The organism is Streptomyces griseosporeus (assembly GCF_014656055.1).
GTDB classification, from domain to species: Bacteria; Actinomycetota; Actinomycetes; order Streptomycetales; family Streptomycetaceae; genus Streptomyces; species Streptomyces griseosporeus.
The window spans coordinates 748704-772253 of the sequence record NZ_BNBR01000002.1; the positions used below are offsets into that span (position 1 = coordinate 748704).

The window sequence follows — 23550 nt, forward strand, 5'->3', positions numbered from 1 at the left end:
GGCGCCCGCCCACCTCCCGGCGGACCGTCAGTGCCGCTTGAACTCGATCGGACCGGCGTTCATCTGGATCGTCCCGTCGGCCAGCAGCACGGGCCGGCGCTCCGTCATCCGGGCGCTGTAGGCCTCCACATGGCGGATCTCCGCCCCGTCGCCGCCGGTGAAGTCGACGAGCGCGATGGCCACCCAGTAGCGGGTGCTGGTGTTCTCGAACAGCGGCACGGTGACCGCGGAACCGCGCCCGTCGCTGACGACGACCTTCGCGCCGAAACTGCGGAACGAGCCGATGCCGTTGCTGACGGCCGAGTACGCGCACAGCAGGACATAGCCCTGCTCGTCGGGGCGCACGATGCGCAGCGTCTCGCTGCCGGGGACCCGGGCGTCGCCGTCGAGCTTGATGTACGGCGCCTTCTTCAGCGAGCCGCGGACCTTGTAGTAGACGACATCGGCGCGCCTGCCCTGCTTCGCCGTCGCCGGAACGGACTCCGGGGGCGCCCCGCCGGGCCGCAGCGGCTCGCCCTTGGGCGTGTGCCGCTTCCCGACCACCGTGCCCGGCGCCTTGGCGCCGCCCCGCAGGGCCTTGGCGGCAGGCACGAACAGGGCGTACAGGTCGAGGTCCGCGCCCTGCCGGCGACGCTCCTCGCTGCCGCCGTCCCACTCCAGCGTGGCCGTGACCACCAGGTCGCGATCGCCCTTGTCCAGGCTCATGGCGATACGGCCGCCCTTGTCGAGGCTGACCTTGCCGAGCGGCGGCTTGCCGAGGTTCGCCCGCACCGGGGCGGGCGCGGGCGCGGCGGCCACCGGGGGCTGCGCGGAGGGCTGCGGGGCCGGCACGGCGGGCTCCTCGGGCAGGGCCGGCTGCTGCGGCTCCTCCTCGGCGACGTCGATGCCGAAGTCGGTGGCCAGGCCCGCCAGTCCGTCGGCGTAGCCCTGGCCGATGGCGCGGATCTTCCAGGCCGGGCCGCGACGGTACAGCTCCGTGAGCAGCACCGCGCGCTCGCCGTCGGTGAGCGCCGGCTGGCGGAAGACCACCGGTTCCGCGCCCTCCTGCACGGCCTGCACGACGACGTCCTTGACGTCGCGGAAGGTGCGGGTCGCGTCGTCGGGGTCGCAGCTGCCGACGAGGACGACCCGGTCGACGTCGGCGGGCAGCGCGGCCGGGTCGACCTCGACGCGTTCGGGGCCGGACGCGTCGGCGGCCCGGTGCTGGACGGCGCCGGACTCGGCGGACGGCTGGTTGTAGAAGACGAGGTCGTCGTCGGAGCGGACCTTGCCGTCCGCGGCGACCAGCAGGGCGCTGAGGTCGACCGGGTCGCCGTCGCAGCGCAGTTCAACCGTGATCCGGCCGTCCCCGACCGCCGTGTTCGCACCCTTGTCCAGCTCCGGCATGCCCCACCCCCACAGGATCTTCACCATCGTCTTTCGGCCACCTTGTCACACCGGAGGCGCGGGGAACGCGCGTTCGCCGTACTCGGTGACGATCTTCCCGGCGCGAGCCGGCCCGCCGTGACGTGCGGCATCCGGGTGCTCGGGCGGGGCGTTCGGCCCAGCCGGGTGGCGGACGGAGCGTCAGTTCCTACGTTGATTCATATGATCAACGGATTCTCCTCCCGGACGCTTCTGTCGGTGTGCGCTCTCTCCGTCGCGGGCGTCCTGGCGCTCGCGCCCGTCGCAGCGGCCGCCGGGGGCGAGCCCACGCCGGGCCGACCGCGGGCGGTACCGGCGCACGCGTCGCTGCTGTACCGGCCCGGCACCCAGGTGCGCCCGCACCCCGGGGCGCCCCGGGTGCCCGCGGTCTCCGCGCTGTCGTGGGTGGTGGCCGACGCCGACAGCGGGGACGTCCTCGCCGCGCACGCCGCGCACCGCAGACTGCCGCCCGCCAGCACCCTGAAGACGCTGTTCGCGCTGACCGTGCTGCCGTCACTCCCGGCCGGTCTGGAGCACACGGTCAGCGAGGAGGAGCTGCGCGGCATCGGCGCGGGCAGCAGCCTGGTCGGCGTCGCCGAGGGACGGACGTACCGGATCGCGGACCTGTGGCGCGGGGTCTTCCTGAACTCCGGCAACGACGCCGTGCACGTCCTCGCCGCCCTCAACGGCGGCTGGTCGGCCACCGCGGCCCGGATGCAGGCCAAGGCCCGCGCCCTGGGCGCCCGGGACACACACGTGCTGTCCCCCGACGGCTACGACACACCGGGCCAGGTGTCCTCGGCGTACGACCTCGCCGTGTTCGGCCGGGAGGGGCTGCGCAACGCCGACTTCGCGCGCTACTGCCGTACCGTCTCGGCGCCGTTCCCGGGCGGCGGCGGATGGTCGTACGACATCCAGAACACCAACCGGCTGCTGACCGGGGCCGACGGCGTGGAGCGCTACCCGGGGCTGATCGGCGTCAAGAACGGCTACACCACCCACGCCGGCAACACCCTGGTCGCGGCGGCCCGCCGGGACGGTCGCACGCTGGTGGTGACCGTGATGAACCCTCAGGAGGGCGGCGGGTTCGCGGTCTACGAGGAGGCGCGGGCGCTGCTGGACTGGGGGTTCGCGGCGGCCGGGCGGGTCGATCCGGTGGGCTCGCTGGAGGCGGGGCTGGCCGGGCCGCGGCCCGGCCAGGCGGTGACGGCGGCCCCGGTCTCCGCCACGGTCGCCGTCGCGACCGGGGAGAAGCCGCACGGCTCCGGCTGGGGTCCCGCGGCGGCCGTCACGGGGGCCGCCTGCCTGGGGGCCGGGGGTGTGGCGTTCGCGTTGCGGCGCAGGGGCGGGGACGCTGCGGAAGGGTGACCGGGGGCAGCGGGGACACGAGGGTGGCAGGCGCGGTGCGTGGTCTCCCGTCAGGCGAACCGGGAGCTGGGCACCGGGCCCGCGGAGCGCAGTCCGTCGCGGGGGCCGCGCAGCCAGGTGTCCGCGACCGCCGTCGCCAGGTCCGTCAGGCGGGCCGGCGGGTCCGCCGGTGCGCTGCCGTCGCCCTCGTCCGGCGTCGGGTCCGCGCCGGTGATCTCCGCGGCGATCTCCGCCGCCGGGCGGTCGTCGGCCGGGCTCCGCCCCACCTCGCCGTTCTCGTCCAGCCGCATCCGCTCCGCCCAGGGCGCGGTCAGGTGCTGGTGCAGCAGGCCCACGCTGTCGGCGGCGACGGCCGGCGGGTCGGTCCAGCAGCTCGCGTGCTCGTGCAGCACCTGGCCCGGCGCCCGCTCGCGCAACGCGGCCAGGATCTCCGGCCCCCGTTCCGTGCCCGCCAGCTCGTTCAGGTCGTGCGCCACCACCACCGTGCCGGGCTCCGCGCCCTCGAACGGCCGCGCCGGCAGACCCAGCACCTCGGCCGCGGCCAGCCCGAGGACGTGGCTGTCGCGGTCGGACAGCAGCGCCACCGCGTCCGGGCGGACGCCGGTCGCCTCCAGCACCGCCTTCAGCCGCAGCAGGCCCCGCAGGCACAGGTCGTAGGAGTCCTGCAGCCACGCGTACCGGCCGTTCATGCCCGCGTCGAAGCCGAACGGCGACAGCGTGCCGAGCAGGGTGCCGCCCATGACGTACTGCCAGCCGCGCAGGTCGGTGCCGTCCAGCGGGCTCGCCTGCGCCGCGCTCGCGGCCCGCTGGAGCATGGCGCGCTGCCGGTCGCGGGCGGGCAGCCAGACCCGGTCGTCCGGGTCGGCCGCCGGGTCGGACAGCAGGTCGTGCTGGCGGCGGGCGAGGTCCAGGTCGCCGGACATGAGCGCGTTGTACGCGAGCAGGTAGCGGTCCGGCCAGTCCGCCAGCGTCTCCTCACGGGCGCTCAGGACCGTCACCGCCTCGCGGTGACGGTCCTCGCGCTCGTACGCCGTGACCAGTTCCCGCAGCACCGCCGCGGACTGCGGGGCCTGCCGCAGTGCCTCGCCCAGGGCGGGGATCGCCAGGACCGGCACCCCCCGCTCGACGCAGGCGTACCCGAAGTCGTACTGCTCCTGGGCCCGTTCGGGGCGGGCGGCCAGGGCCTCGGCGGCCTGCCGCAGGTCGTCGAAGCCGGCTGCCGCTGCCGCACGCGCCGTGACCTGGACGACCTCCGCGAGCGGTGCCTCCTCGGCCGCCGCCCGCAGCACGCGCAGCGCGCCGGGTAGGTCACCGGCGTCCAGCGACTCCCACGCCTTGAGCAGTTCGGGGGACTTGGGCCGGCGATTCTTCCGCGAGAACATGCCCCGGATCCTCACCGATGCGTCGCCGCCGCCTCAACCGGATTTGTCCGCGGCGGCCTCAGAAGACCGACAGGCCCGTGAGGGTGGTGAAGCGGTCCAGCGCCGCCACGCCCGCCACCGAGTTGCCCCGCTCGTCCAGGCCCGGGCTCCACACGCACAGCGTGCAGCGCCCGGGGACGACGGCGATGATGCCGCCGCCCACGCCGCTCTTGCCGGGCAGGCCGACCCGGTACGCGAAGTCGCCCGCCGCGTCGTACGTCCCGCAGGTCAGCATGATCGCGTTGACCTGCTTGGCCTGGCTGCGGGTGAGCAGCCGGCTGCCGTCGGCGCGGACGCCGTGCCGGGCGAGGAACGTCGTGGCCAGCGCCAGGTCCGCGCAGGAGGCGCTGATCGAGCACTGCCGGAAGTACTGGTCGAGCAGCTCGGGGACGGGGTTGTCGATGTTGCCGTACGACGCCATGAAGTGGGCGAGGGCGGCGTTGCGGTCGCCGTGCGCCGTCTCGGAGGCGGCGACCTCCTCGTCGAAGTCCAGCTCCGGATTGCCGCTCTCGGCCCGCAGGAACGCGCGGAGTTCACCCGCCGCGTCGCCGGTACGGGTGTGCAGGCGGTCGGTGACGACGAGGGCGCCCGCGTTGATGAACGGGTTGCGCGGGATGCCGTTCTCGTACTCCAGCTGCACCAGGGAGTTGAACGGGTTGCCGGACGGCTCGCGGCCCACGTGCTCCCACAGGGCGTCGCCCTCGCGGGCCAGGTCCAGCGCGAGCGTGAAGACCTTGGTGATGGACTGCGCGGAGAACGGCTCGCGCCAGTCCCCCACGCCGTACACCGTGCCGTCCAGCTCCGCGACGGCCATCCCGAAGCGGCGCGCGTCGCGGGCCGCGAGCGCCGGGATGTAGTCGGCGGGGCGCCCTCGGCCGGGGGTGCGCTCGATCTCCTCCGCGATGCGGTGGAGGACCGGCTCGAAGGTCGTCGGCGGCGGCGTCGTCATGATCGGTATTGTGCCTTCGGTGCGTCTTCGCGCTGCGTCGTCGAGCCCGCCAGCACCTCCGGGCGGAGCAGCGCCGCGAGCCGATCCGCGGGCAGCAGGCCCTTCTCCAGGACCAGTTCGGCCACGCCCCGGCCGGTGGCGAGGGCCTCCTTGGCGATGTCCGTCGCGGCCGTGTACCCGATGTGCGGGTTCAGGGCCGTCACCAGGCCGATCGAGTCCTCGACCGTCGCCCGCAGCCGGTCCGTGTTCGCGGTGATGCCGTCCACGCAGCGCTCGGCGAGCGTGACGCAGGCGCGCTCCAGGTGCGTGATCGACTCCGAGAGGGAGTGCAGGATGATCGGCTCGAACGCGTTGAGCTGGAGCTGGCCCGCCTCGGCCGCCATCGTGATGGCCACGTCGTTGCCGATCACCTCGAAGGCGACCTGGTTCACGACCTCGGGGATCACCGGGTTCACCTTGCCCGGCATGATCGACGAACCCGCCTGTACCGGGGGCAGGTTGATCTCGCCCAGGCCGGCGCGCGGGCCCGAGGAGAGCAGGCGCAGGTCGTTGCAGCTCTTGGAGAGCTTGACCGCGATGCGCTTCAGCACGCCGGACATCTGGACGAACGCGCCGCAGTCCTGGGTGGCCTCGACGAGGTTGGCGGCGGTCACGAGGGAGAGGCCGGTGATCGCGGCGAGGTGGCGGCGGGCGGCCTCGGCGTAGCCCGCGGGGGCGTTGAGGCCCGTGCCGATCGCGGTGGCGCCGAGGTTGATCTCGTGGATCAGCTCGACCGCCTCGGCGAGACGGCTACGGTCTTCCTCGATCATCACGGCGAATGTGGAGAACTCCTGGCCGAGCGTCATGGGGACGGCGTCCTGGAGCTGGGTGCGGCCCATCTTCAGTACGTCGCGGAACTCCACCGCCTTGCGGGCGAAGGCGTCCTGCAGCACGGCCATCGCCTTCAGCAGGCCGCGGACCGCGAAGACCGTCGCGATCTTGACGGCGGTCGGGTAGACGTCGTTGGTCGACTGGCCGAGGTTGACGTCCTCGTTGGGGTGCAGGTGGTGGTACTCGCCCTTGGCGTGGCCGAGCAGTTCCAGGGCGCGGTTGGCGACGACCTCGTTGGCGTTCATGTTGGTGGAGGTGCCGGCGCCGCCCTGGATGACGTCCACGACGAACTGGTCGTGCAGCTTGCCGGAGCGGATCTCGCGGCAGGCGGCGACGATGGCGGCGGCCTTGGGGGGTGCGAGGAGGCCGAGTTCCTCGTTGGCGAGGGCGGCGGCCTCCTTCACTGCGGCGAGGGCGTTTATGAGGTGGGGGTAGGCGGAGATGGGGGTGCCGGTGATGGGGAAGTTCTCGGTTGCCCGGAGGGTGTGGATGCCCCAGTAGGCGTCGGTGGGGACGGGGCGGGTGCCGAGGAGGTCGTGTTCGGGGCGGGTGGGGGTCACGGGGTGTGCCTCGCTTCGTGGTGGGTTTGGGTGCGTGGGTGGGTGTGGGTGGGTGGGTGGCTGGTCGCGCAGTTCCCCGCGCCCCTTTTTTGCCTGCGGCGGCCCGTTTCGGTGCGTGGGTGGTTGCTGTAGCGCGCTCTGCCGGTGGGTGGGTCGGGGCCGCGCCGGGGGGTATCCGTCCTCGGTGCGCCGCTGCGTACGGTCAAATTCGTGCCGCCACTTTCCGGCGCCCGCTGCGGGCGGACACCCCCCGACACGTCCCCTGCTCGCCGTACGCGTCTACCGGCCGCCGTGACTGCGGCAGGCCGCCCCGCTGGGGTAGCGGGCAGCCGGCGCCGCCTCGTGACTTAGCTGCGGGCAGTCGTGCCGCTGGGGCGGCACGGGTGGGCGCAGCGGCACCCCCGTAGCGCCGGGCCGGGCGACCCACCCCCGCCCAGCACCAGCGCCGGGTGCCAAGCCACGTAGCTGCGGGCAGCGTGCCCGGTGGCGGTGGGTCAGCTGTGCGGCGGAAGGGGGTCCAGGGCGCGGACCGGGTGGATCGCGCCGACCGGGTGGCCTCCGCCCAGGAGGGGCTCGCCTGCGAAGGGCGTGAGGAGGGTCGGGTCGACGCCCGCGAGGGCGAGCGCCGCCGCCGAGACCGGGATGCGCGCCCGGTTCGCGCCGTCGGCTATCTTCACCGCGATCGCCCGGCCGTCGGGCAGCGCCGCGACCTGGACGCCCTCGAAGCCGTCCTTGGCGAGGAGGCCGGGGACCGCCCGCATCAGGGCGGCCACGTCACGGCCGGAGCCGGAGGCCATCTCGGCGTGGTCGCGCATCGCGTCGGCCACCTTGGCCTCGGGTGTGCCGGGCGCCGCGGTGGTGATGCGGGCCGCGGCGCGGGCGAGGCCGTGCAGGGAGACGGAGAAGAGCGGGGCGCCGCAGCCGTCGACGGTGACCTGGGCGACGTGCTGGCCGGTGAGGTCCTCGACGATCTCCGCGATGCCCTTCTGGAGGGGGTGGCCGGGGTCGAGGTAGTCCTCCAGGGACCAGCCGTTGAGCCGGCAGGTGTACAGCATCGCCGCGTGCTTGCCGGAGCAGTTCTGGGCGAGGCGGGACGGACCGCGGCCGTCGCGGATCCAGGCGTCGCGGACGACCGGGTCGTACGGCAGGTCGGGGACGTTGCGCAGGTCGTCCTCGGTGACGCCGGCGAGCTCCAGGATGCGGCGGGTGCCGGCGAGGTGGATCTCCTCGCCGGAGTGGCTGGCCGCGGCCAGGGAGAGGAGGTCGCCGTCGAGCGGCAGGCCCATGCGGACCATGGCCACGGCCTGGACCGGCTTGAGCGCCGAGCGGGGGTAGAACGCCGCCTCGATGTCGCCCAGTTGGAAGGCGACCCGCCCTTCGGGGTTCAGGACGGCCACCGAGCCGTAGTGGATGCCCTCGATCACGCCGCCGCGGACGACGTGGGCGACGGGGGCGTGGAGGGGTTCACGGATGGCGGGTGGGTCCGCGAGGGAACTGCTGTACATCACTGCCTGGTTCGGGGTGTCGTGGCCGGGCGCGGGGTTCACGTGTCGGCCTGGGTGCGGTGGAGTCGGCCGCGGACGGCGTACCAGCCGGCGACCAGTGCGGCGACGATCAGCGGCAGGCACAGCACGGTGGTGCGTCCGGCGCCGCCGTCGGCGTACATGAGGACCAGGACGGAGGCGAGGAAGGCCAGCGTCACGAGTTCGGTCCAGGGGGAGCCCGGCAGTCGGTAGTCCGGGCGGGTCAGGTGGCCCTTCTGGGTGCGCTGCCAGAAGAGCAGGTGGCAGATCATGATCATGCCCCAGGTGGACAGGATGCCGATCGCCGCGAAGTTCAGCACGATCTCGAAGGCGTCCTTGGGGACCACGAAGTTCAGGCCGACGCCGAGGACGCAGATGCCGCTGGTGAGCAGGATGCCGCCGTAGGGGACCTGGCTGCGGCTCATGCGGGCGGTGAAGCGCGGGGCGGAGCCGCTGACCGCCATGGAGCGCAGGATGCGGCCGGTGGAGTACAGGCCGGAGTTCAGGGAGGACATCGCGGCGGTCAGGACCACCAGGTTCATCACGTCGCCCGCGGCGGGGACGCCGATGTGGGAGAGGACGGTGACGAAGGGGCTCTGGCCGGCCGTGTACTTGTTCCAGGGGAGGAGCATCGAGAGGAGGACCACCGAGCCCACGTAGAACAGGCCCACGCGCCACATGATCGAGTTGATCGCCTTCGGCATGATCTTCTCGGGGTTCTCCGTCTCGCCCGCCGCGACGCCGACCAGTTCCACGGAGGCGTAGGCGAAGACCACGCCCTGGATGATCAGCAGCATGGGCAGCAGGCCGTTGGGGAAGACGCCGCCGTGGTCGGTGATGAGGGAGGGGCCGGGGGTCGCTCCGTCCACCGGGTGGCGGGTGACCAGGAGGAAGATGCCGATGCACATGAAGGTCACCAGCGCGGCCACCTTGATGATCGCGAACCAGAACTCCAGCTCGCCGAAGATCTTCACCGAGATCAGGTTGACCGTGAGGACGACGCCGAGCGCGACGAGGGCGATCAGCCACTGCGGGACGTCGGAGAACATGCCCCAGTAGTGGGTGTACGTCGCCACCGCCGTGATGTCGGCGATGCCGGTGGTGGCCCAGTTCAGGAAGTACATCCAGCCGGCCGTGTAGGCGCCCTTCTCGCCCAGGAACTCGCGGGCGTACGAGACGAAGGCGCCCGAGGACGGGCGGTACAGGACCAGTTCGCCGAGGGCGCGGACGACCAGGAAGGCGAAGAGGCCGCAGACGGCGTAGGCGATGAAGAGGGAGGGGCCGGCGTCGGCCAGGCGGCCGCCCGCGCCGAGGAAGAGGCCGGTGCCGATGGCACCGCCGATGGCGATCATGTTGACGTGCCGGGACTTCAGGGACTTGCTGTAGCCGGCGTCTCCGGCGTCGATGTGACGGGTCGAGGGGCGCGTCTCGTCTTTGAGGTGCTGTTCGCTCACGCCTCGGGTCCGCCTTCCGTGGGGTTCGTCGCGCGGTTCGGGCGCACGATGTCGGTGAGGGTGGTCTCGACGCGGTCGAGATGGTGGGCCATGGCCTGCACCGCGTCGTGTTCGGAACCGTCGACCAGCGCCTCCACGATGGCCCGGTGCTCGCGGTTGGACTGCTCGCGCCGGCCGCCCAGCTCGTTGAGGAAGGCCGACTGACGCGCCAGTGCGTCACGGATCTCCTCGATGACCCGGCGGAAGACCGGGTTCTGGGCGGCCTCGGCCACGGCGAGGTGGAAGAGGGTGTCCATCGCGACCCACGCGGTGGTGTCCGTCTCCCGCTCCATGCGGTCGAGCAGGTGGGCCAGGTGGTCCAGGTTCTCCGGGGTGCGGCGCAGTGCCGCGTACCCGGCGACCGGGATCTCCACGTGCCGGCGGACCTCCAGCAGGTCGCTGGCCGCGTAGTCGCCGAAGGTGGGGTCCTCGACGGCGGTGGCGACGACGAAGGTGCCCTTGCCGGTCTTGGAGACGGTCAGGCCCATGGTCTGCAGGGCGCGCAGCGCCTCGCGCAGGACGGGGCGGGAGACCTCCAGCGTGCGGCACAGCTCCGCCTCGGAGGGGAGCTTGTCGCCGATGGCGTACTCCCCCCGCTCGATGGCGTCCCGCAGGTGCGCCAGCACCGCTTCCATGGCGCTGACGCGACGCGGAGGCTGCTGTCCGGCTGTCCGGCTGTCTGACAGGTTCACGGGAGTGATACTGCGGGTGGCCGGTGGGCCCTGTCAATGTCTGTGAAAAGAAAAATTCAGGGGGCGGGATGCCCGTAAATCGGCTTCCCACCCCCCTTCTGGTGCGATACGGCTCAGCTGTCGAGCACGCCCGCGCCCAGCAGGGCGAACAGTGCCGCGCCGACGACCAGGCGGTAGATCACGAAGGCGTTGAAGGAGTGCTTGGCCACGAACTTCAGCAGCCAGGCGATGGAGGCGTAGGCGACGACGAAGGAGACCACCGTGCCGACGACGAGCGGCGTCGCGCCCACCCCGGTGCCGAGGGCGTCCTTCAGCTCGTACAGGCCCGCGCCGGTCAGGGCGGGGATGCCGAGGAAGAAGGACAGGCGGGTGGCGGCGACCCGGTCCAGGTCGAGGATGAGCGCCGTGGACATGGTGGCGCCGGAGCGGGAGAAGCCGGGGAAGAGCAGGGCGAGGATCTGCGAGCTGCCGACCAGCATCGCGTCCTTGAAGGAGGTGTCGTCCTCGCCGCGCTTGTGGCGGCCCATCTGGTCGGCGGCCCACATCACGCCGCTGCCGACGATCAGCGAGCCGGCCACCACCCACAGCGAGGCGAGCGGGCCCTCGATGAGCGGCTTGGCGGCCAGGCCGACGACGACGATCGGGATCGTCGCGTAGATCACCCACCAGGCGAACCTGTAGTCGTGGTTGGTCCGCTCCTCCTTGTCGCGCAGGCCCCGGAACCAGGCGGAGACGATCCGCACGATGTCCTTGAAGAAGTAGACGAGCACGGCGGCGATCGCGCCCACCTGGATGACGGCCGAGAAGCCGACGACGGCGTCGTCATCGACGGGGATGCCCATCAGCCCCTCGGCGATCTTGAGGTGGCCGGTGGAGGAGACGGGCAGGAACTCCGTCACCCCCTCGACGGCTCCGAGGACGACGGCCTGACCGACGTTGATGACGCTCATGGGATCCAGTTCTTCTCAGCGGGAGGCGATGCTGCGGTACGGCGGGACAGTCTTACTACACGCAGGCGAGAGGCCATGCCTACCCCCATACCGCCCGGGCCAGCGTCACGCCCAGGAAGGCCGCACCGAGGCCCGCCGCGACGCTCGCGGCGACGTTGGCGAGGGCGTAGAAGCGGGCCCCGGTCTCCGCGAGCCGCAGCGTCTCGTAGGAGAAGGTCGAGTACGTCGTCAGGGCGCCGCACAGCCCGGTGCCGAGCAGGAGCTGGAGGTGGGACCCGGTGGCCCCCGCCAGCGCCGCGCCGGCCAGGGCGCCGAGGATCAGACAGCCGGTGACGTTCACGGCGAAGGTGCCCCAGGGGAACACCGAGTCGTGCCGGGACTGCACCGCGCGGTCGGTGAGGTAGCGCAGGGGGGCACCGGCCATGCCGCCGACGACGACCAGCAGCCAGTTCACAACGAGTTCTTACCCTTCGTGTCCGTTTCGCCGGGTGTGCCGGCGCGGCCGGCGTACCGGACGACCTCGCACTCGTCGAGGACGACCAGGCCCTCCCCGACGAGTGCGTCGAGCTGCGGCAGGAAGGCGCGGACGCGCTCTTCCGTGTCCACGATCACGATCGCCACCGGCAGGTCCTCGCTCAGCGACAGCAGCCGCTGGGTGTGGATCAGGGACGAGGCGCCGAAGCCCTCGATGCCGCGGAAGACGCTCGCGCCGGCGAGGCCGGCCGCGTGGGCGCGGTGGACGATCTCGCTGTACAGCGGCTTGTGGTGGACGGTGTCGTTCTCGCCGACGAAGACGGTGACGCGCAGGGCGCGGCCGGTCAGCCTCGTCATCGCTGCCTCCGGATCAGGACACGGCGGGTCGCCGCGGCGGCGGCCCACACCGCGAGGAGTGCCGCGAGCGGGGTCGCGGCGAGGTAGGCCAGCGCGGTGCGGGCGTGGCCGGTGTCGACGAGCCGCTGGATGTCGACGGCGTACGTCGAGAAGGTGGTGAAGCCGCCGAGGACGCCCGTGCCGAAGAAGGGGCGGACGAGGCGGTGGGCGGCGAGGACCTCGGTGACGACGACCATGAAGACGCCGATCACCGCGCAGCCGGTCACATTGGTGAGGAACGTCTGCCAGGGAAAGCCCCCCGCCGGCCTGGTCCCCCACAGGGAGACCGCGTACCGGGCGGCGGCGCCCGCTCCCCCGCCGAGGGCGACGACCGCCACGACGGGCAGCTGGGCCCGCCAGGCCGGCTGCCGCGGCGCGGCGGGACGGAGGCGGAGGCTCTCGGCTTCCGGGGCTGTCATCGTCGTACGTCTCCTGCTGGGCCCCGCGCCGCACCGCGAGGGGTGATCACGGCTGGTCCACAGCGTAACCCCGGGCGCTGAGCGGGGTCACGTCACGGACCGGCCCGCCGGTGGGTCCCCGGGCGCGGTGTCGTGCGGGGCCGCGCAGACGGCGAGGCCGTGTTCCCAGAGGCTGCCGAGGACGAGCCGCTCCCCCGCCGCGCAGACGCTGGTGACCATGCGGAAGGCGGAGCGGCGGCGGGCGAGGTGGTGCAGGATCCGGCCGTCGTCGTCCACGGCGAGGACGCCGATCCGGCCGGTGGGGCGGAAGGGGGCGCGTACGGCCGCGCGGGCGGCGGCCCGGCGTACGGCGGGGGCGGTGCGGTGCAGCAGGTCCAGCGGGGGCACGCGCGGTCCGGCCAGCGCGACCCAGATCGGCGCGTCGGGCCCGGCGCGCCAGATGTTGTCCGGCATGCCCGGCAGGTGCTCGACCAGGGGTTCGGCGTGGCCGGCCCGGGGGCCGGTGAGGTGGACGCGGGTGAGCCGGTACGCGCCGGTCTCGGCGACGACGACGGAGGCGCCGTCGGGGGCGGCGGCAAGTCCGTTGGCGAAGTGCAGGCCTTCCAGCAGGACTTCCGGCTCGCGGGCGCCGGGGGCGAGACGCAGCAGCCGGCCGGTGCCGGTGTGCTCGACGATGTCGCCGATCCACTGCTCCAGGGGGTAGCGGCGGGTGGAGACGGTGAAGCAGACGCTGCCGTCGGGCAGGGCGACGACGTTGCTGGCGAACCGTATCCGCTCCCCCGCGACCCTGTCCGCGAGCACGTCCACGCGTCCGTCGGCGAGGCCGATCCGCAGCAGGCCGCGGTCCGCGTCGCACACCAGCAGGCCGTCGTCCGGGAGGAGTTCCAGCCCGAGGGGGCGCCCGCCGGTGCGGGCCAGGACCTCGGTGCGGACCGGCGCGCCCGGCTCGGTGAGCCCGTCGACGCGCAGCACGCGGCCGTCCTCCAGGCCGGTGAGGATCCGCCCGCGCGCGTCGGCGACGACGTCCTCGGGGCCACGGCCGGGCAGCCGGACGCGGCGGAGCGGGACGAGGTCGGTGGCAGGTTCCATGGCAGCCTCCGTGGGCGGCTCGGCGGGTGTGCGGACGTCCGGCGGGTACCGCGTCACCCGACCGGGTTTACCTCACGGCGTTCCCGGCCACTCAGGAATCTCCACCGGTGTCCGGAAACGGAGCATGCGCACAGTGGTGTGTCGGACACAAGAAGGGGTGGTCCCCATGTCGCGGGCGGCTGTGTGGTGGCGTCGGCTCGGATTTACCGAGCTGCACCGGCGGGGCCGGGAGCTGGAGCTGCTGCACCGGGCCATGGGGTTCGCCACCCTCGCCCTGGTGACGCTGGCGCCGCTGCTGATCGTGATCGCGGCGGCGGACCCCCTCGGGCACGGCGGTTTCGCGCTGTGGCTGGTGGACGGCATGGATCTGTCCGGCCGGTCGGCGCGGACGCTGGAGCAGGTCTTCGGGCCGCCCCGCAAGGTCATCAGCACCACCGGCGCCTGGAGTGTGGCGCTGCTCGCGCTGTTCGGCCTGTCCTTCGGGTCGAGTGTGCAGAACGGCTACGAGCGGGTCTGGGAGCCTGCTGTCGGCCCGTGGCACCGGCTGTGGCGGCAGGCGGTGTGGCTGGCGGTGCTGATGGCGTACGTGTACGCGCAGGTGCTGACCCGGACCGTGCTGCAGGGGTCGGCCCGGATTCCGCTGAGCATGCTGGTCGGGCTGCTGTTCTTCTGGTGGAGCCCGCACTTCCTCCTGCACGGCCAGGTGCACTGGCGTCACCTGCTGCCGGGGGCGGTCGCCACGATGGCCGGGCTGGTGGGGCTGCGCTGGTTCTCCTATCTGGTCTTCACGCCGCTGCTGGTCACCAACGCGATCAGCTACGGCCCGGTGGGGGCGATCCTGGTCGTGGAGTCCTGGCTGGTCGGCGTCGGCTTCGTCGTCTACGGCGGGGCGCTGCTGGGGCGGCTGCTGTGCGAGCGGTTCGGCCACCTCGACGAGGACGAGAAGCGGCGGGGCAGGAAGGAGGAGGCGGAGGGGCCGGCGCCGATGCGGTCGTCCGAGGGCAAGGTGTGAGCGACCGCCGGGTGCGGCCGTTCGCCGGGGCTCGCCGGCCCTGCCCTCACCACCCCTTCTCGAACAGCCTCGCCACCTCGGCGATCCGCATCTCGTCGCGGCGGTAGAGGGTGCGGTCCCCGTCCCGCCGGGTGTGCAGCAGCCCGAGCCGGGCCAGGAGGGCGAGGTCCGTCTCGACCACGCGGGAGGGCACGCCGAGGGCGGCGGCGACGGTGTCCGCGCCGACCCCGTCCGCGCGGCGGCGCCCGGGGAAGTGGGCCTCCGGATCCTTCAGCCGTTCAAGGATCTCCAGGCGTCGTCCCGCGACGGGAGTCCTCAGCATCGCTTCCCTCCGTCCGCTGTGTGGCGGCCTGCCTCGTACCGCGTCTTCCCACTGTTCCGCACCGCGGAACGCCGCGCTCGGGCCTTACGGCACCTTGTCCGGTACCGAACGTCCCTAACAAGTAAGGGAGTTGACGGTGTGGCTCGTGCGTACGGCGGAAGCCCGGCCGCGCGGTGCGGCCGGGCTTCGCCGGGCGTCTGCCGGAGCCGGGTCAGCGGTGGCTGAACCAGGCCGTCGCCGGGAGCGCCCGGTCGTCGTAACCGAACAGTGCCTGGTTCTCCCAGCCGTTCCCGGAGGTGGCGTCGGCCGGGTCCCAGCCGTTGCCGGAGACGGCGGTCCAGGTGGCCTCCCAGTAGAAGACACCGAGGCCGCGGCCGTTCGGGACGGCCTCCACGATGTTCGCCACGGCGTTCATCCAGGCGAGCTGGCCGACCGTGGTGGCGGGGTAGCCGCCGACCAGTTCGCCGGTGGTGTCGATCTGGTTGGTGAGCGCGTCGTCGCTGTCGAGGCGGAAGGGGTAGGCCGTCTCGGCGATGAAGACGGGCTTGCCGTAGCGGGCGGCCGTGTCGTCGAGGGTGGCCTGGGCGGCGGCGAGCGAGCCGTGCCAGTAGCCGTAGTAGGACAGGCCGATCACGTCGTAGTTGATGCCGTAGGTCCTGGCGTTGTCGAACCACCAGCGGACCGTGCCGTCGTCACCGGCGTTGGCCAGGTGCAGCGCGACCTTGGTGCCGGAGCTGACGGCCTTGACGGCGCTGTAACCGGAGTTGATCAGGCCGGCCAGCTGCGACCAGTTGTCGGTGTAGCCCTCGGACCACAGCATGCCGCCGTTGATCTCGTTGCCGACCTGGACCATGTCGGCGGTGGTGCCCTGGGCCTTGAGGGCGTTCAGGACGTCGTAGGTGTGGTTGTAGACGTCGGTCTTCAGCTGGCTGTAGCCGTGGCCGGACCAGGCGGCGGGCTTGGTCTGCTTGCCCGGGTCGGCCCAGGTGTCGGAGTAGTGGAAGTCGACCAGCAGCTTCATGCCGGCCGCCTTGACGCGCTTGGCCATGGCCAGGACGCGGGTCTTGTTGTTCCAGCCGTCGGCGGGGTTGACCCATACCTTCAGGCGGGCGTAGTTCATGCCGGCGTTCTTCAGCAGGGTGACCGCGTCGCCGGTGGTGCCGGAGGCGGACTTGTAGACGCCGCCGAGTGCCTCGCTCTTGGCGAGGGAGGAGATGTCGGCGCCCTTGATCGCGAGGCCGGTCGAGCCGGAGGTGAGGGTGAGGTCGTCGACGTTGATCCAGTTGCCCGCGTTGGCGTCGGAGTTGACGCTGATCGTGCACTGGTTGTTCGTCACCGCGACCGAGGTGACGACGCGGACCCACTCACTGGTGGAGACCGGCAGGTCGGTGCGCTGCTCGGCGCTGCCGCAGTTCTTCAGCGACAGGTACGCGGCGTTCTGGCCGCCGCTGGAACGCACCCAGGCGGTGAGGGTGTAGGTCCCGTTGGTCAGCCCCGACAGGTACTGGTACGTCTCGACCTTGTAGGCGGACGACGACCAGTGGGACAGGCGGTAACCGCCGCTGTGTCCGCCCGCCTCGCTGAAGGAGGCAGCGGTCGTGCCGTACTCCGACCAGCCGGCGGGTACGGCCGCGCCGGCGCCGTCGGACTCGAAGCCGCCGTTGGTCAGCGTGCTCGCCGCCTGGGCGCTCGGGGCGGGCAGGGCGGTGAGGGCGAGCCCGGCCAGCAGCGGCAGCAGCAGGGCCCGGATGGTGCGTCTGGGATGGAACATCGTCGTCCGTCGTCCCTTCGACGTGAGGAGAGCGGGGCTCCCCTCGGGTGGTGGTGTTTCCTCGCCCTTGCGGCGAGCCCCTCCACCCGCGGCTCGCGGCTCACGCGGGTGGAGGGGGGTTCGGGTGCGGCTGGGGGCCGGCCGCCGCGGTCGGAGGGGGTGGTGGCGGGGCTAGTACGCGGCCGTACGACCGCGCCTCACCGCCAGGGCGGACGAGCACCCGGCGGCCGCACGCCCCCGCACGGCACCTCGCCGCCCCGCCCCGCCGCCCTCCGCAGGGGTCCGTCAGCCGTCCAGCCGCACGACCCGGACGCCCCCCGCGGGCACCGCGAGGTGGCCCGCGGCGCGCTCGCCGGTCAGCAGCTCCGTGCCGGCGGTCTCCAGCGGGACCTTCGTGTCGGTGCCGGTGTGGTTGACGGCGAAGAGGTAGGTGCCCTGCTCGCCGGTGCGCCGCACGACCTCGACGTCGCGTGGGAGGTCGGCGCGCGGGTCGACCCCCGCGTCCTCGGCGGCCCAGCCGAGCACCGCGTCCAGGCCCTCGTGGTCGAGGCGGGTGGAGACGTACCAGGCGGTGCCCTCGCCGAGCCGGTGCCGGGTCACGGCCGGGCGGCCGGCGGTGAGGCCGTCGGCGTACGTCCACACCGGCTCCGCGCCGCGCGGCACCACGAACTCCGTCCACACGTCGCCGCACAGCTGCGAACCGTCTGGGCCGGTGAGGCGCACGGTCTCGCCCTGGAGCAGCGGCGAGAACTCCTCGACCGTGAGGCCGAGGACGTCGCGCAGCGCGCCCGGGTAGGGGCCCTCGTGGACGGCGTCGTGCTCGTCGACGATGCCGGAGAAGTACGACACGACGAGGGTGCCGCCCTGCTCGACGTACCGCCGCAGGTTGGCCCCGGCGGCCTCGGTCATCAGGTACAGGGCGGGCACGACGACCAGCGGGTAGGCCGACAGGTCGGCCTCGGGGCGGGCGAAGTCGACGGTGAGGTGGCGGTCGTAGAGCACCTCGTAGAACGCGTCGGCGCGCTCGCGCGGGTCGGCGTCCTCACTGGGCCGCCAGTCCAGGTTCTGCGCCCACCAGGACTGCCAGTCCCACAGCACGGCCACGTCGGCGACCGTGCGGGTGCCGCGGATCTCGCTCAGCGCCGCGACGGACGCGCCCAGCTCGACGACCTCGCGCCACACGCGGGTGTCGGTGCCGCCGTGCGGGACCATCGAGGAGTGGAACTTCTCGGCGCCGCGCCGGGACTGCCGCCACTGGAAGAACATCGCTCCCTCGGAGCCGCGGGCGACATGGCCGAGGGAGTTCCGGGCCATCTGCCCGGGCGCCTTGGCCGGGTTGCGGGGCTGCCAGTTGACGCCGGAGGTGGAGTGCTCCAGGAGCAGCCAGGGGGCGCCGCCGGCGACGGAGCGGGTGAGGTCGGCGGCCATGGCGAGGTTGACGTGGGTGCGGCGGCCGTCGGTGATCAGGTAGTGGTCGTTGGTGACGAGGTCGACCTCGCGGCCCCAGGCCCAGTAGTCGACGGAGTCGCACTGGCTGAGCGCGGTCATGAAGTTGGTCGTCACGGGCACGCCGGGTGAGAGGCGGTGCAGGATGTCCCGCTCCATGACGAAGTTCTCGCGCATGGTGGCGTCGGCGAAGCGGCGGTAGTCCAGCGCCTGGGCGGGGTTGCCGACGGTCGGGGTCCGCCGGGGCGGGGTGATCTGCTCGAAGCCGGCGTAGCGCTGGCCCCAGAAGGCGGTGCCCCAGGCGTCGTTGACCGCGTCGATCGTGCCGTACGTGGTCCGCAGCCAGCGGCGGAAGTGGTCGGCGCAGCCGTCGCAGTAGCAGGCGGAGACGGGGACGCCGTACTCGTTGTGCACGTGCCACAGGGCGAGCGCCGGGTGCCCGGCGTAGCGCTCGGCCAGCTCCGTGGTGATGGCCGCGGCGGCGGCGCGGTAGTCGCTGTTGCTGTGGCAGATGGCGCCGCGGGAGCCGAAGGCGAGGCGTACGCCGTCGGCGGTGACCGGGAGGGCCTCGGGGTGGGCCTGGTAGAACCACGCGGGCGGCACCACGGTGGGGGTGCCGAGGTCGACGCGGACGCCGTTGGCGTGGAGCAGGTCGATGACGCGGTCGAGCCAGCCGAAGTCGTACGTGCCGGGAGCGGGCTCCAGCAGTGCCCAGGAGAAGATGCCGACGCTCACCATGGTGACCCCGGCCTCCCGCATCAGCCGGACGTCCTCCTGCCAGACGTGTTCCGGCCATTGCTCGGGGTTGTAGTCCCCGCCGAAGGCGAGCCCGGTCAGGCCCCTGGGGGTGGAGCCCGGCATGGGGTCCGGCGTGGAGTCCGGCATGAATGTCTCCCGTTGAGATCGATCATTTGGGAACGTGCACACACATCGTCGGCGGTGCGATCCCAACATAACCGCACAGCAACAACCATTGACAAGTGTCCGGGATGTTTCTCTACTGTGAACGCTCACAGAAGCATTCCAGGGCCTCGCGACGGGCGGGGCACCGGGGTCTGTGCACGCTCACATCCGCACCGGGGAGAACTCCATGCCGTACACGAAGCGCCGTCGCCTCGTGACTTCCGCCGTGGCCATCGCGCTCGGCGCCACCGCCCTCGCAGCCTGCGGCTCGTCCGACGACTCCGGCGACGCCGAGTCGGGTCCGGTCTCGCTGACCTACTGGACCTGGACGCCCGGCATGGACAAGGTCGTCGACCTGTGGAACAAGGGCCAGGGCAAGAAGGAACAGATCACCGTCACGGTGAAGAAGCAGGCGTCCGGCGACACGCTGGTCACCAAGATCCTCACCGCGCACAAGGCGCACCAGGCCCCCGACCTGGTGCAGGCCGAGTACCAGGCGCTGCCGACGCTGGTCAGCAACGACGCGCTCGCCGACATCGCCGGCCACGTCGGCGGCATCGAGGGCAAGTTCGCCAAGGGCGTCTGGCAGCAGACCACGCTCGGCACGGACGCCGTCTACGCGATACCTCAGGACATCGGGCCGATGATGTTCTACTACCGCGCCGACCTGTTCAAGCAGTACGGCCTCACCGTCCCGACCACCTGGGACGAGTTCGCCGAGACGGCCCGCGCGCTGAAGAAGAAGGCCCCGGACAAGGACCTGACGACCTTCTCCGCCAACGACTCCGGCCTCTTCGCGGGCCTGGCCCAGCAGGCCGGCGCCCAGTGGTGGACGACCTCCGGCGACAAGTGGAAGGTCGCCATCAACGACGCCGCCACCCGGAAGGTCGCCACGTTCTGGGGCGGCCTGGTCAAGGAGGGCGCCATCGACAACCAGCCGATGTACACCCCGGCCTGGAACAAGGCGCTCGACACGGGCAAGCAGATCGCCTGGGTCAGCGCCGTGTGGGCGCCGGGCACCCTGACCACCGCCGCGCCGGACACCGCGGGCAAGTGGGCCATGGCCCCGCTCCCCCAGTGGTCCAGGAGCGAGAACCGCACCGGCAGCTGGGGCGGCTCCTCCACCGCCGTCACCACCGACTCCAAGCACCAGGAGGCCGCCGCGAAGTTCGCCGCCTGGCTGAACACCGACGCCGAGGCCCTGAACGCGCTCGCCAAGGAGGGCGGCATCTATCCGGCCTCCACCTCCGCCCAGCTCAGCGGCGCCTTCGCGCAGCCGCCGGCGTACTTCTCCAACCAGCCGGACTTCTACACCAAGGCCGCGGAGATCGCCGAGACGACCGCGCCCTCCGCGTGGGGCCCGAACGTCAACGTCGCCTACACCACCTTCAAGGACGCCTTCGGCGCCGCCGCGAAGAACAAGTCGGACTTCACCGCCGCCCTGGACAAGATGCAGGCCGACACGGTCGCCGACATGAAGAAGCAGGGCTTCGAGGTCGCTGAATGAGCAGTGCAGCACGCCGGAGGCCGTACGGGGTCAAGGGGGCCCCGTATGCCTTCCTCCTCCCCGCTTCCCTCCTGTTCCTCCTCTTCTTCGCCCTGCCCATCGGTTACGCCGTCTACCTGAGCTTCCGCAAGGTGCACGTCTCCGGTCTCGGGCTAGGCAAGAACGCCCGCTCCGAGGTCTGGGCGGGCCTGGAGAACTACACCGACGCCCTGTCCGACAGCGAGCTGGTGAACGGCGCCCTGCGCGTGCTCGGCTACGGCTGCATAGTCGTCCCGGTCATGCTGGGTCTCGCGCTGCTGTTCGCGCTGATGCTCGACTCCGACAAGGTCCGGCTGGCCCCCTTCACCCGGCTCGCGATCTTCCTGCCGTACGCCATCCCCGGCGTGGTCGCCGCGCTGCTCTGGGGCTTCCTGTACCTGCCCGACGTGAGCCCCTTCTACTTCGTGCTCGACAGGCTGGGCCTGCCGCAGCCGGACCTGCTGGACGGCGGTCCGCTCTACCTCGCGCTGTCGAACATCGCGATCTGGGGCGGCACCGGCTTCAACATGATCGTCATCTACACCTCGCTGCAGGCCATCCCGGCCGAGGTGTACGAGGCGGCCAAGCTGGATGGCGCCACGCCGCTGCAGATCGCGCTGCGGATCAAGATCCCGATGGTGGCGCCCTCGCTGGTGCTGACCTTCTTCTTCTCGATCATCGCGACGCTCCAGGTCTTCAACGAGCCGACCACGATCAAACCGCTCACCAACTCGGTGTCCACGACCTGGAGTCCGCTGATGAAGGTGTACCAGGACGCCTTCGGCAAGGGCGACATCTACGCGGCGGCCGCCCAGGCCGTGATCATCGCGCTCGCCACGCTGCTGCTGTCCTTCGGCTTCCTGCGAGCCGCGAACCGTCGTCAGAAGCAGGAGGCGGCACGATGAGTTCCCTCGCCCTCCACAAAGCCGAGCCGGCCGCCGGCACCAACCCCGGCACCGCCCAGGGCCCGCCGCTGCGCCGCCGGATCGCGCTCGTGCCGACGCTGACCCTGCTGCTGGGCGCGGTGTACTGCCTGCTGCCCGTGGCCTGGGTGGTGATCGCCTCCACCAAGTCCGGCAAGGAGCTGTTCTCCACCTTCACCTTCCTGCCGGGCTCCGGCTTCTCCGACAACCTCTCCCAGCTCAACGCCTACCGCGACGGCGTGTACTGGGAGTGGATGGGCAACTCCGCCCTCTACGCGATCCTCGGCGCACTGCTGTCGACGGCGGTGTCCGCGTTCAGCGGCTACGCGCTGGCGGTCTACCGCTTCCGGGGCCGGGAGACCCTGTTCAACGTGCTGCTCGCGGGCGTGCTGATGCCCCCGGTCATCCTCGCCGTGCCGCAGTACCTGCTGCTCGCCAAGGCGGACCTCACCGACAGCTACCTGTCCGTGCTGCTGCCGCAGATCCTCGCCCCGTACGGCGTGTATCTGGCGCGGATCTACGCCGCCGCGGCCGTGCCCGCCGACGTGGTGGAGGCCGGGCGGATGGACGGCGCGAGCGAGTGGCGGATCTTCACCAGGATCGCGCTGCCGATGATGGTGCCCGGCCTGGTGACGGTCTTCCTCTTCCAGTTCGTCGCGATCTGGAACAACTTCCTGCTGCCGTACATCATGCTGAGCGACGACGAGAAGTTCCCGATCACGCTCGGTCTGTTCACGCTGCTGGAGCAGGGCGCGAACACCCCGGCGCTGTACACGCTGGTGATCACCGGCGCATTCCTCGCCGTGCTGCCGCTCATCGCCCTCTTCCTGGTCATCCAGCGGTTCTGGAGCCTGGATCTGCTGTCCGGGGCCGTAAAGTCATGACCATGAGCAATACGGGGGGCCGGCGCAGGCCGCCGACGATCCACGACGTGGCGCGCGAGGCGGGTGTCTCGCGCGGCACCGTCTCGCGCGTGCTCAACGGCGGCCACTACGTCAGCCCCGCGGCGCAGGAGGCCGTCAACGCGGCCATCCGCAAGACCGGTTACGTCGTCAACCGGCACGCCCGCTCCCTGATCACCGGGCGTTCTGACTCGGTCGGCTTCCTGCTGACCGAGCCGCAGGAGCGGTTCTTCGAGGACCCCAACTTCAATGTGCTGCTGCGCGGTTGCACCCAGGCACTGGCCGCGCACGACATCCCGCTGCTGCTGATGATCGCCGGGACGGAGGACGAACGGCGGCGCATCACGCGGTACATCACCGCCGGTCACGTCGACGGGGTGCTGCTGGTCTCCAGCCACTCCGGCGACCCGGTGGCCGAGCAGCTGCGGGAGGCGGGGGTACCGCTGGTGGCCTGCGGCAAGCCGATCGGGCTGGGCTCCAAGGTGAGTTACGTGGCCGCCGACGACCGCGACGGCGCCCGTGACATGGTCCGGCACCTGCTGTCGCTCGGCCGCCGCCGGGTGGGCACGGTGACCGGCCCGCTGGACACCCCCGGCGGTGTCGAGCGCCTCGCCGGCTACCGGGAGGTGCTGGCCGAGGCCGGTGTCCCGTACGACGACAACCTTGTCGTCTCCGGCGACTACAGCCGGGCCAGCGGCGAGGCGGGCGCGGAGCGGCTGCTCGATCAGGCACCGGACGTCGACGCGGTGTTCGTCGCCTCCGACCTGATGGCGCAGGGCGTGCTCACGGCCCTGCACCGGGCGGGGCGCCGGGTGCCGGAGGACGTGGCGGTCGGCGGCTTCGACGACTCCCCCGCGGCGGTGGCCGCCAGCCCCGAGCTGACGACCATACGGCAGCCGTGGGACCGCATCAGCAACGAGATGGTCCGCGTCCTGCTGGCCCAGATCGGCGGCGAGGACCCGGCGGCGGTGATCCTGCCCACGGAGCTGGTGCGGCGCGCTTCGGCGTGAGGGCAGCCGGGGCGGCCGGCCCTGCCAGGCCCGGTTCGGGCGAAGCGGTCAGGATTCGAGAAGCCGTCGTCGGCTCTCCCGTCCTAGCGTGGAACCACCGGCGGGGACCCCGCCGGTTCCCCGTGGAG

The 23550-nt window shown here is 72.2% G+C and carries 21 protein-coding genes; 6 read left to right on the top strand and 15 right to left on the bottom strand.

What is annotated here, in order from left to right:
* Window positions 1-27: 27 nt before the first annotated feature.
* Window positions 28-1413, bottom strand: coding sequence for a TerD family protein (locus IE308_RS12385; protein WP_229908845.1), 1386 nt, complete (start codon window positions 1411-1413; stop codon window positions 28-30).
* 174 nt (window positions 1414-1587) lie between these two features.
* Here IE308_RS12385 and IE308_RS12390 point away from each other — a divergent pair, with 174 nt between their 5' ends.
* On the top strand, window positions 1588-2772 hold the full coding sequence (locus tag IE308_RS12390; RefSeq protein WP_190217920.1) for a D-alanyl-D-alanine carboxypeptidase family protein: 1185 nt from the start codon (window positions 1588-1590) through the stop codon (window positions 2770-2772).
* A 50-nt stretch (window positions 2773-2822) separates the two neighbouring features.
* Here the strand turns inward: IE308_RS12390 and IE308_RS12395 are convergent, their stop codons facing one another.
* From IE308_RS12395 to IE308_RS12445, 11 genes are all read right to left on the bottom strand, one after another.
* Window positions 2823-4154 (bottom strand): tetratricopeptide repeat protein, encoded by a 1332-nt coding sequence (locus tag IE308_RS12395; protein ID WP_190217921.1) that lies wholly within the window; start codon window positions 4152-4154, stop codon window positions 2823-2825.
* 58 nt (window positions 4155-4212) lie between these two features.
* Entirely contained in the window at window positions 4213-5142 is a 930-nt protein-coding gene (locus IE308_RS12400; protein WP_190217922.1) for a glutaminase, read from the bottom strand.
* Window positions 5139-6572: an aspartate ammonia-lyase gene (gene aspA / locus IE308_RS12405; RefSeq protein WP_110626426.1), complete on the bottom strand. Its 1434-nt coding sequence runs from the start codon at window positions 6570-6572 to the stop codon at window positions 5139-5141. Before aspA ends, IE308_RS12400 begins: the two co-directional genes overlap by 4 nt.
* 494 nt (window positions 6573-7066) lie before the next feature.
* Entirely contained in the window at window positions 7067-8077 is a 1011-nt protein-coding gene (locus tag IE308_RS12410) for an asparaginase (protein WP_190217923.1), read from the bottom strand.
* 38 nt (window positions 8078-8115) lie between these two features.
* Window positions 8116-9549 (bottom strand): amino acid permease, encoded by a 1434-nt coding sequence (locus IE308_RS12415; protein ID WP_110626428.1) that lies wholly within the window; start codon window positions 9547-9549, stop codon window positions 8116-8118.
* Entirely contained in the window at window positions 9546-10223 is a 678-nt protein-coding gene (locus IE308_RS12420; protein ID WP_110626429.1) for a FadR/GntR family transcriptional regulator, read from the bottom strand. Before IE308_RS12420 ends, IE308_RS12415 begins: the two co-directional genes overlap by 4 nt.
* 170 nt (window positions 10224-10393) lie before the next feature.
* On the bottom strand, window positions 10394-11230 hold the full coding sequence (locus IE308_RS12425; RefSeq protein WP_190217924.1) for an undecaprenyl-diphosphate phosphatase: 837 nt from the start codon (window positions 11228-11230) through the stop codon (window positions 10394-10396).
* 79 nt (window positions 11231-11309) lie between these two features.
* A complete protein-coding gene (gene crcB / locus IE308_RS12430) occupies window positions 11310-11684 on the bottom strand; it encodes a fluoride efflux transporter CrcB (RefSeq protein WP_190217925.1) in 375 nt (124 codons plus the stop codon).
* Window positions 11681-12061, bottom strand: a complete 381-nt coding sequence (locus IE308_RS12435) for a DUF190 domain-containing protein (protein WP_110626432.1) — start codon at window positions 12059-12061, stop codon at window positions 11681-11683. The genes crcB and IE308_RS12435 overlap by 4 nt, the downstream gene beginning before the upstream one ends.
* A complete protein-coding gene (locus IE308_RS12440) occupies window positions 12058-12519 on the bottom strand; it encodes a fluoride efflux transporter FluC (protein WP_190217926.1) in 462 nt (153 codons plus the stop codon). The genes IE308_RS12435 and IE308_RS12440 overlap by 4 nt, the downstream gene beginning before the upstream one ends.
* A gap of 87 nt (window positions 12520-12606) precedes the next feature.
* Entirely contained in the window at window positions 12607-13608 is a 1002-nt protein-coding gene (locus IE308_RS12445) for an SMP-30/gluconolactonase/LRE family protein (protein ID WP_190217927.1), read from the bottom strand.
* A 166-nt stretch (window positions 13609-13774) separates the two neighbouring features.
* Here IE308_RS12445 and IE308_RS12450 point away from each other — a divergent pair, with 166 nt between their 5' ends.
* Complete coding sequence (locus tag IE308_RS12450; protein WP_190217928.1) at window positions 13775-14620, top strand: YhjD/YihY/BrkB family envelope integrity protein; 846 nt, start codon at window positions 13775-13777, stop codon at window positions 14618-14620.
* 46 nt (window positions 14621-14666) lie between these two features.
* Here the strand turns inward: IE308_RS12450 and IE308_RS12455 are convergent, their stop codons facing one another.
* From IE308_RS12455 to IE308_RS12465, 3 genes are all read right to left on the bottom strand, one after another.
* Window positions 14667-14942, bottom strand: a complete 276-nt coding sequence (locus tag IE308_RS12455) for an ArsR family transcriptional regulator (protein ID WP_190217929.1) — start codon at window positions 14940-14942, stop codon at window positions 14667-14669.
* Window positions 14943-15153: 211 nt separating this feature from the next.
* The gene (locus IE308_RS12460) at window positions 15154-16713 is read right to left on the bottom strand and encodes a glycosyl hydrolase 53 family protein (RefSeq protein WP_190217930.1); all 1560 of its coding nucleotides are present in this window, start codon (window positions 16711-16713) and stop codon (window positions 15154-15156) included.
* 285 nt (window positions 16714-16998) lie between these two features.
* Complete coding sequence (locus tag IE308_RS12465) at window positions 16999-19020, bottom strand: beta-galactosidase (protein WP_190218297.1); 2022 nt, start codon at window positions 19018-19020, stop codon at window positions 16999-17001.
* 229 nt (window positions 19021-19249) lie between these two features.
* Here IE308_RS12465 and IE308_RS12470 point away from each other — a divergent pair, with 229 nt between their 5' ends.
* The 4 genes from IE308_RS12470 to IE308_RS12485 are packed head-to-tail and all read left to right on the top strand — an operon-like array spanning window position 19250 to window position 23422.
* Complete coding sequence (locus tag IE308_RS12470; protein WP_190217931.1) at window positions 19250-20569, top strand: extracellular solute-binding protein; 1320 nt, start codon at window positions 19250-19252, stop codon at window positions 20567-20569.
* A complete protein-coding gene (locus IE308_RS12475) occupies window positions 20566-21492 on the top strand; it encodes a carbohydrate ABC transporter permease (RefSeq protein WP_190217932.1) in 927 nt (308 codons plus the stop codon). Before IE308_RS12470 ends, IE308_RS12475 begins: the two co-directional genes overlap by 4 nt.
* Window positions 21489-22394 carry a carbohydrate ABC transporter permease gene (locus IE308_RS12480; protein ID WP_190217933.1) on the top strand — a complete coding sequence of 302 codons (906 nt, stop codon included), beginning with the start codon at window positions 21489-21491 and terminating at the stop codon, window positions 22392-22394. The genes IE308_RS12475 and IE308_RS12480 overlap by 4 nt, the downstream gene beginning before the upstream one ends.
* Window positions 22391-23422, top strand: a complete 1032-nt coding sequence (locus tag IE308_RS12485; RefSeq protein WP_110626441.1) for a LacI family DNA-binding transcriptional regulator — start codon at window positions 22391-22393, stop codon at window positions 23420-23422. Before IE308_RS12480 ends, IE308_RS12485 begins: the two co-directional genes overlap by 4 nt.
* Window positions 23423-23550 lie beyond the last annotated feature (128 nt).

What these genes read in the sequence shown, in the direction of transcription:
- IE308_RS12385 (WP_229908845.1), bottom strand. Translation starts at nt 1,413, where the DNA reads ATGGTGAAGATCCTGTGGGGGTGGGGCATGCCGGAGCTGGACAAGGGT.
- IE308_RS12390 (WP_190217920.1), top strand. Translation starts at nt 1,588, where the DNA reads ATGATCAACGGATTCTCCTCCCGGACGCTTCTGTCGGTGTGCGCTCTC.
- IE308_RS12395 (WP_190217921.1), bottom strand. Translation starts at nt 4,154, where the DNA reads ATGTTCTCGCGGAAGAATCGCCGGCCCAAGTCCCCCGAACTGCTCAAG.
- IE308_RS12400 (WP_190217922.1), bottom strand. Translation starts at nt 5,142, where the DNA reads ATGACGACGCCGCCGCCGACGACCTTCGAGCCGGTCCTCCACCGCATC.
- IE308_RS12410 (WP_190217923.1), bottom strand. Translation starts at nt 8,077, where the DNA reads ATGTACAGCAGTTCCCTCGCGGACCCACCCGCCATCCGTGAACCCCTC.
- IE308_RS12420 (WP_110626429.1), bottom strand. Translation starts at nt 10,223, where the DNA reads ATGGAAGCGGTGCTGGCGCACCTGCGGGACGCCATCGAGCGGGGGGAG.
- IE308_RS12425 (WP_190217924.1), bottom strand. Translation starts at nt 11,230, where the DNA reads ATGAGCGTCATCAACGTCGGTCAGGCCGTCGTCCTCGGAGCCGTCGAG.
- IE308_RS12435 (WP_110626432.1), bottom strand. Translation starts at nt 12,061, where the DNA reads ATGACGAGGCTGACCGGCCGCGCCCTGCGCGTCACCGTCTTCGTCGGC.
- IE308_RS12440 (WP_190217926.1), bottom strand. Translation starts at nt 12,519, where the DNA reads ATGACAGCCCCGGAAGCCGAGAGCCTCCGCCTCCGTCCCGCCGCGCCG.
- IE308_RS12445 (WP_190217927.1), bottom strand. Translation starts at nt 13,608, where the DNA reads ATGGAACCTGCCACCGACCTCGTCCCGCTCCGCCGCGTCCGGCTGCCC.
- IE308_RS12450 (WP_190217928.1), top strand. Translation starts at nt 13,775, where the DNA reads ATGTCGCGGGCGGCTGTGTGGTGGCGTCGGCTCGGATTTACCGAGCTG.
- IE308_RS12455 (WP_190217929.1), bottom strand. Translation starts at nt 14,942, where the DNA reads ATGCTGAGGACTCCCGTCGCGGGACGACGCCTGGAGATCCTTGAACGG.
- IE308_RS12460 (WP_190217930.1), bottom strand. Translation starts at nt 16,713, where the DNA reads ATGTTCCATCCCAGACGCACCATCCGGGCCCTGCTGCTGCCGCTGCTG.
- IE308_RS12465 (WP_190218297.1), bottom strand. Translation starts at nt 19,020, where the DNA reads ATGCCGGGCTCCACCCCCAGGGGCCTGACCGGGCTCGCCTTCGGCGGG.
- IE308_RS12470 (WP_190217931.1), top strand. Translation starts at nt 19,250, where the DNA reads ATGCCGTACACGAAGCGCCGTCGCCTCGTGACTTCCGCCGTGGCCATC.
- IE308_RS12475 (WP_190217932.1), top strand. Translation starts at nt 20,566, where the DNA reads ATGAGCAGTGCAGCACGCCGGAGGCCGTACGGGGTCAAGGGGGCCCCG.
- IE308_RS12480 (WP_190217933.1), top strand. Translation starts at nt 21,489, where the DNA reads ATGAGTTCCCTCGCCCTCCACAAAGCCGAGCCGGCCGCCGGCACCAAC.
- IE308_RS12485 (WP_110626441.1), top strand. Translation starts at nt 22,391, where the DNA reads ATGACCATGAGCAATACGGGGGGCCGGCGCAGGCCGCCGACGATCCAC.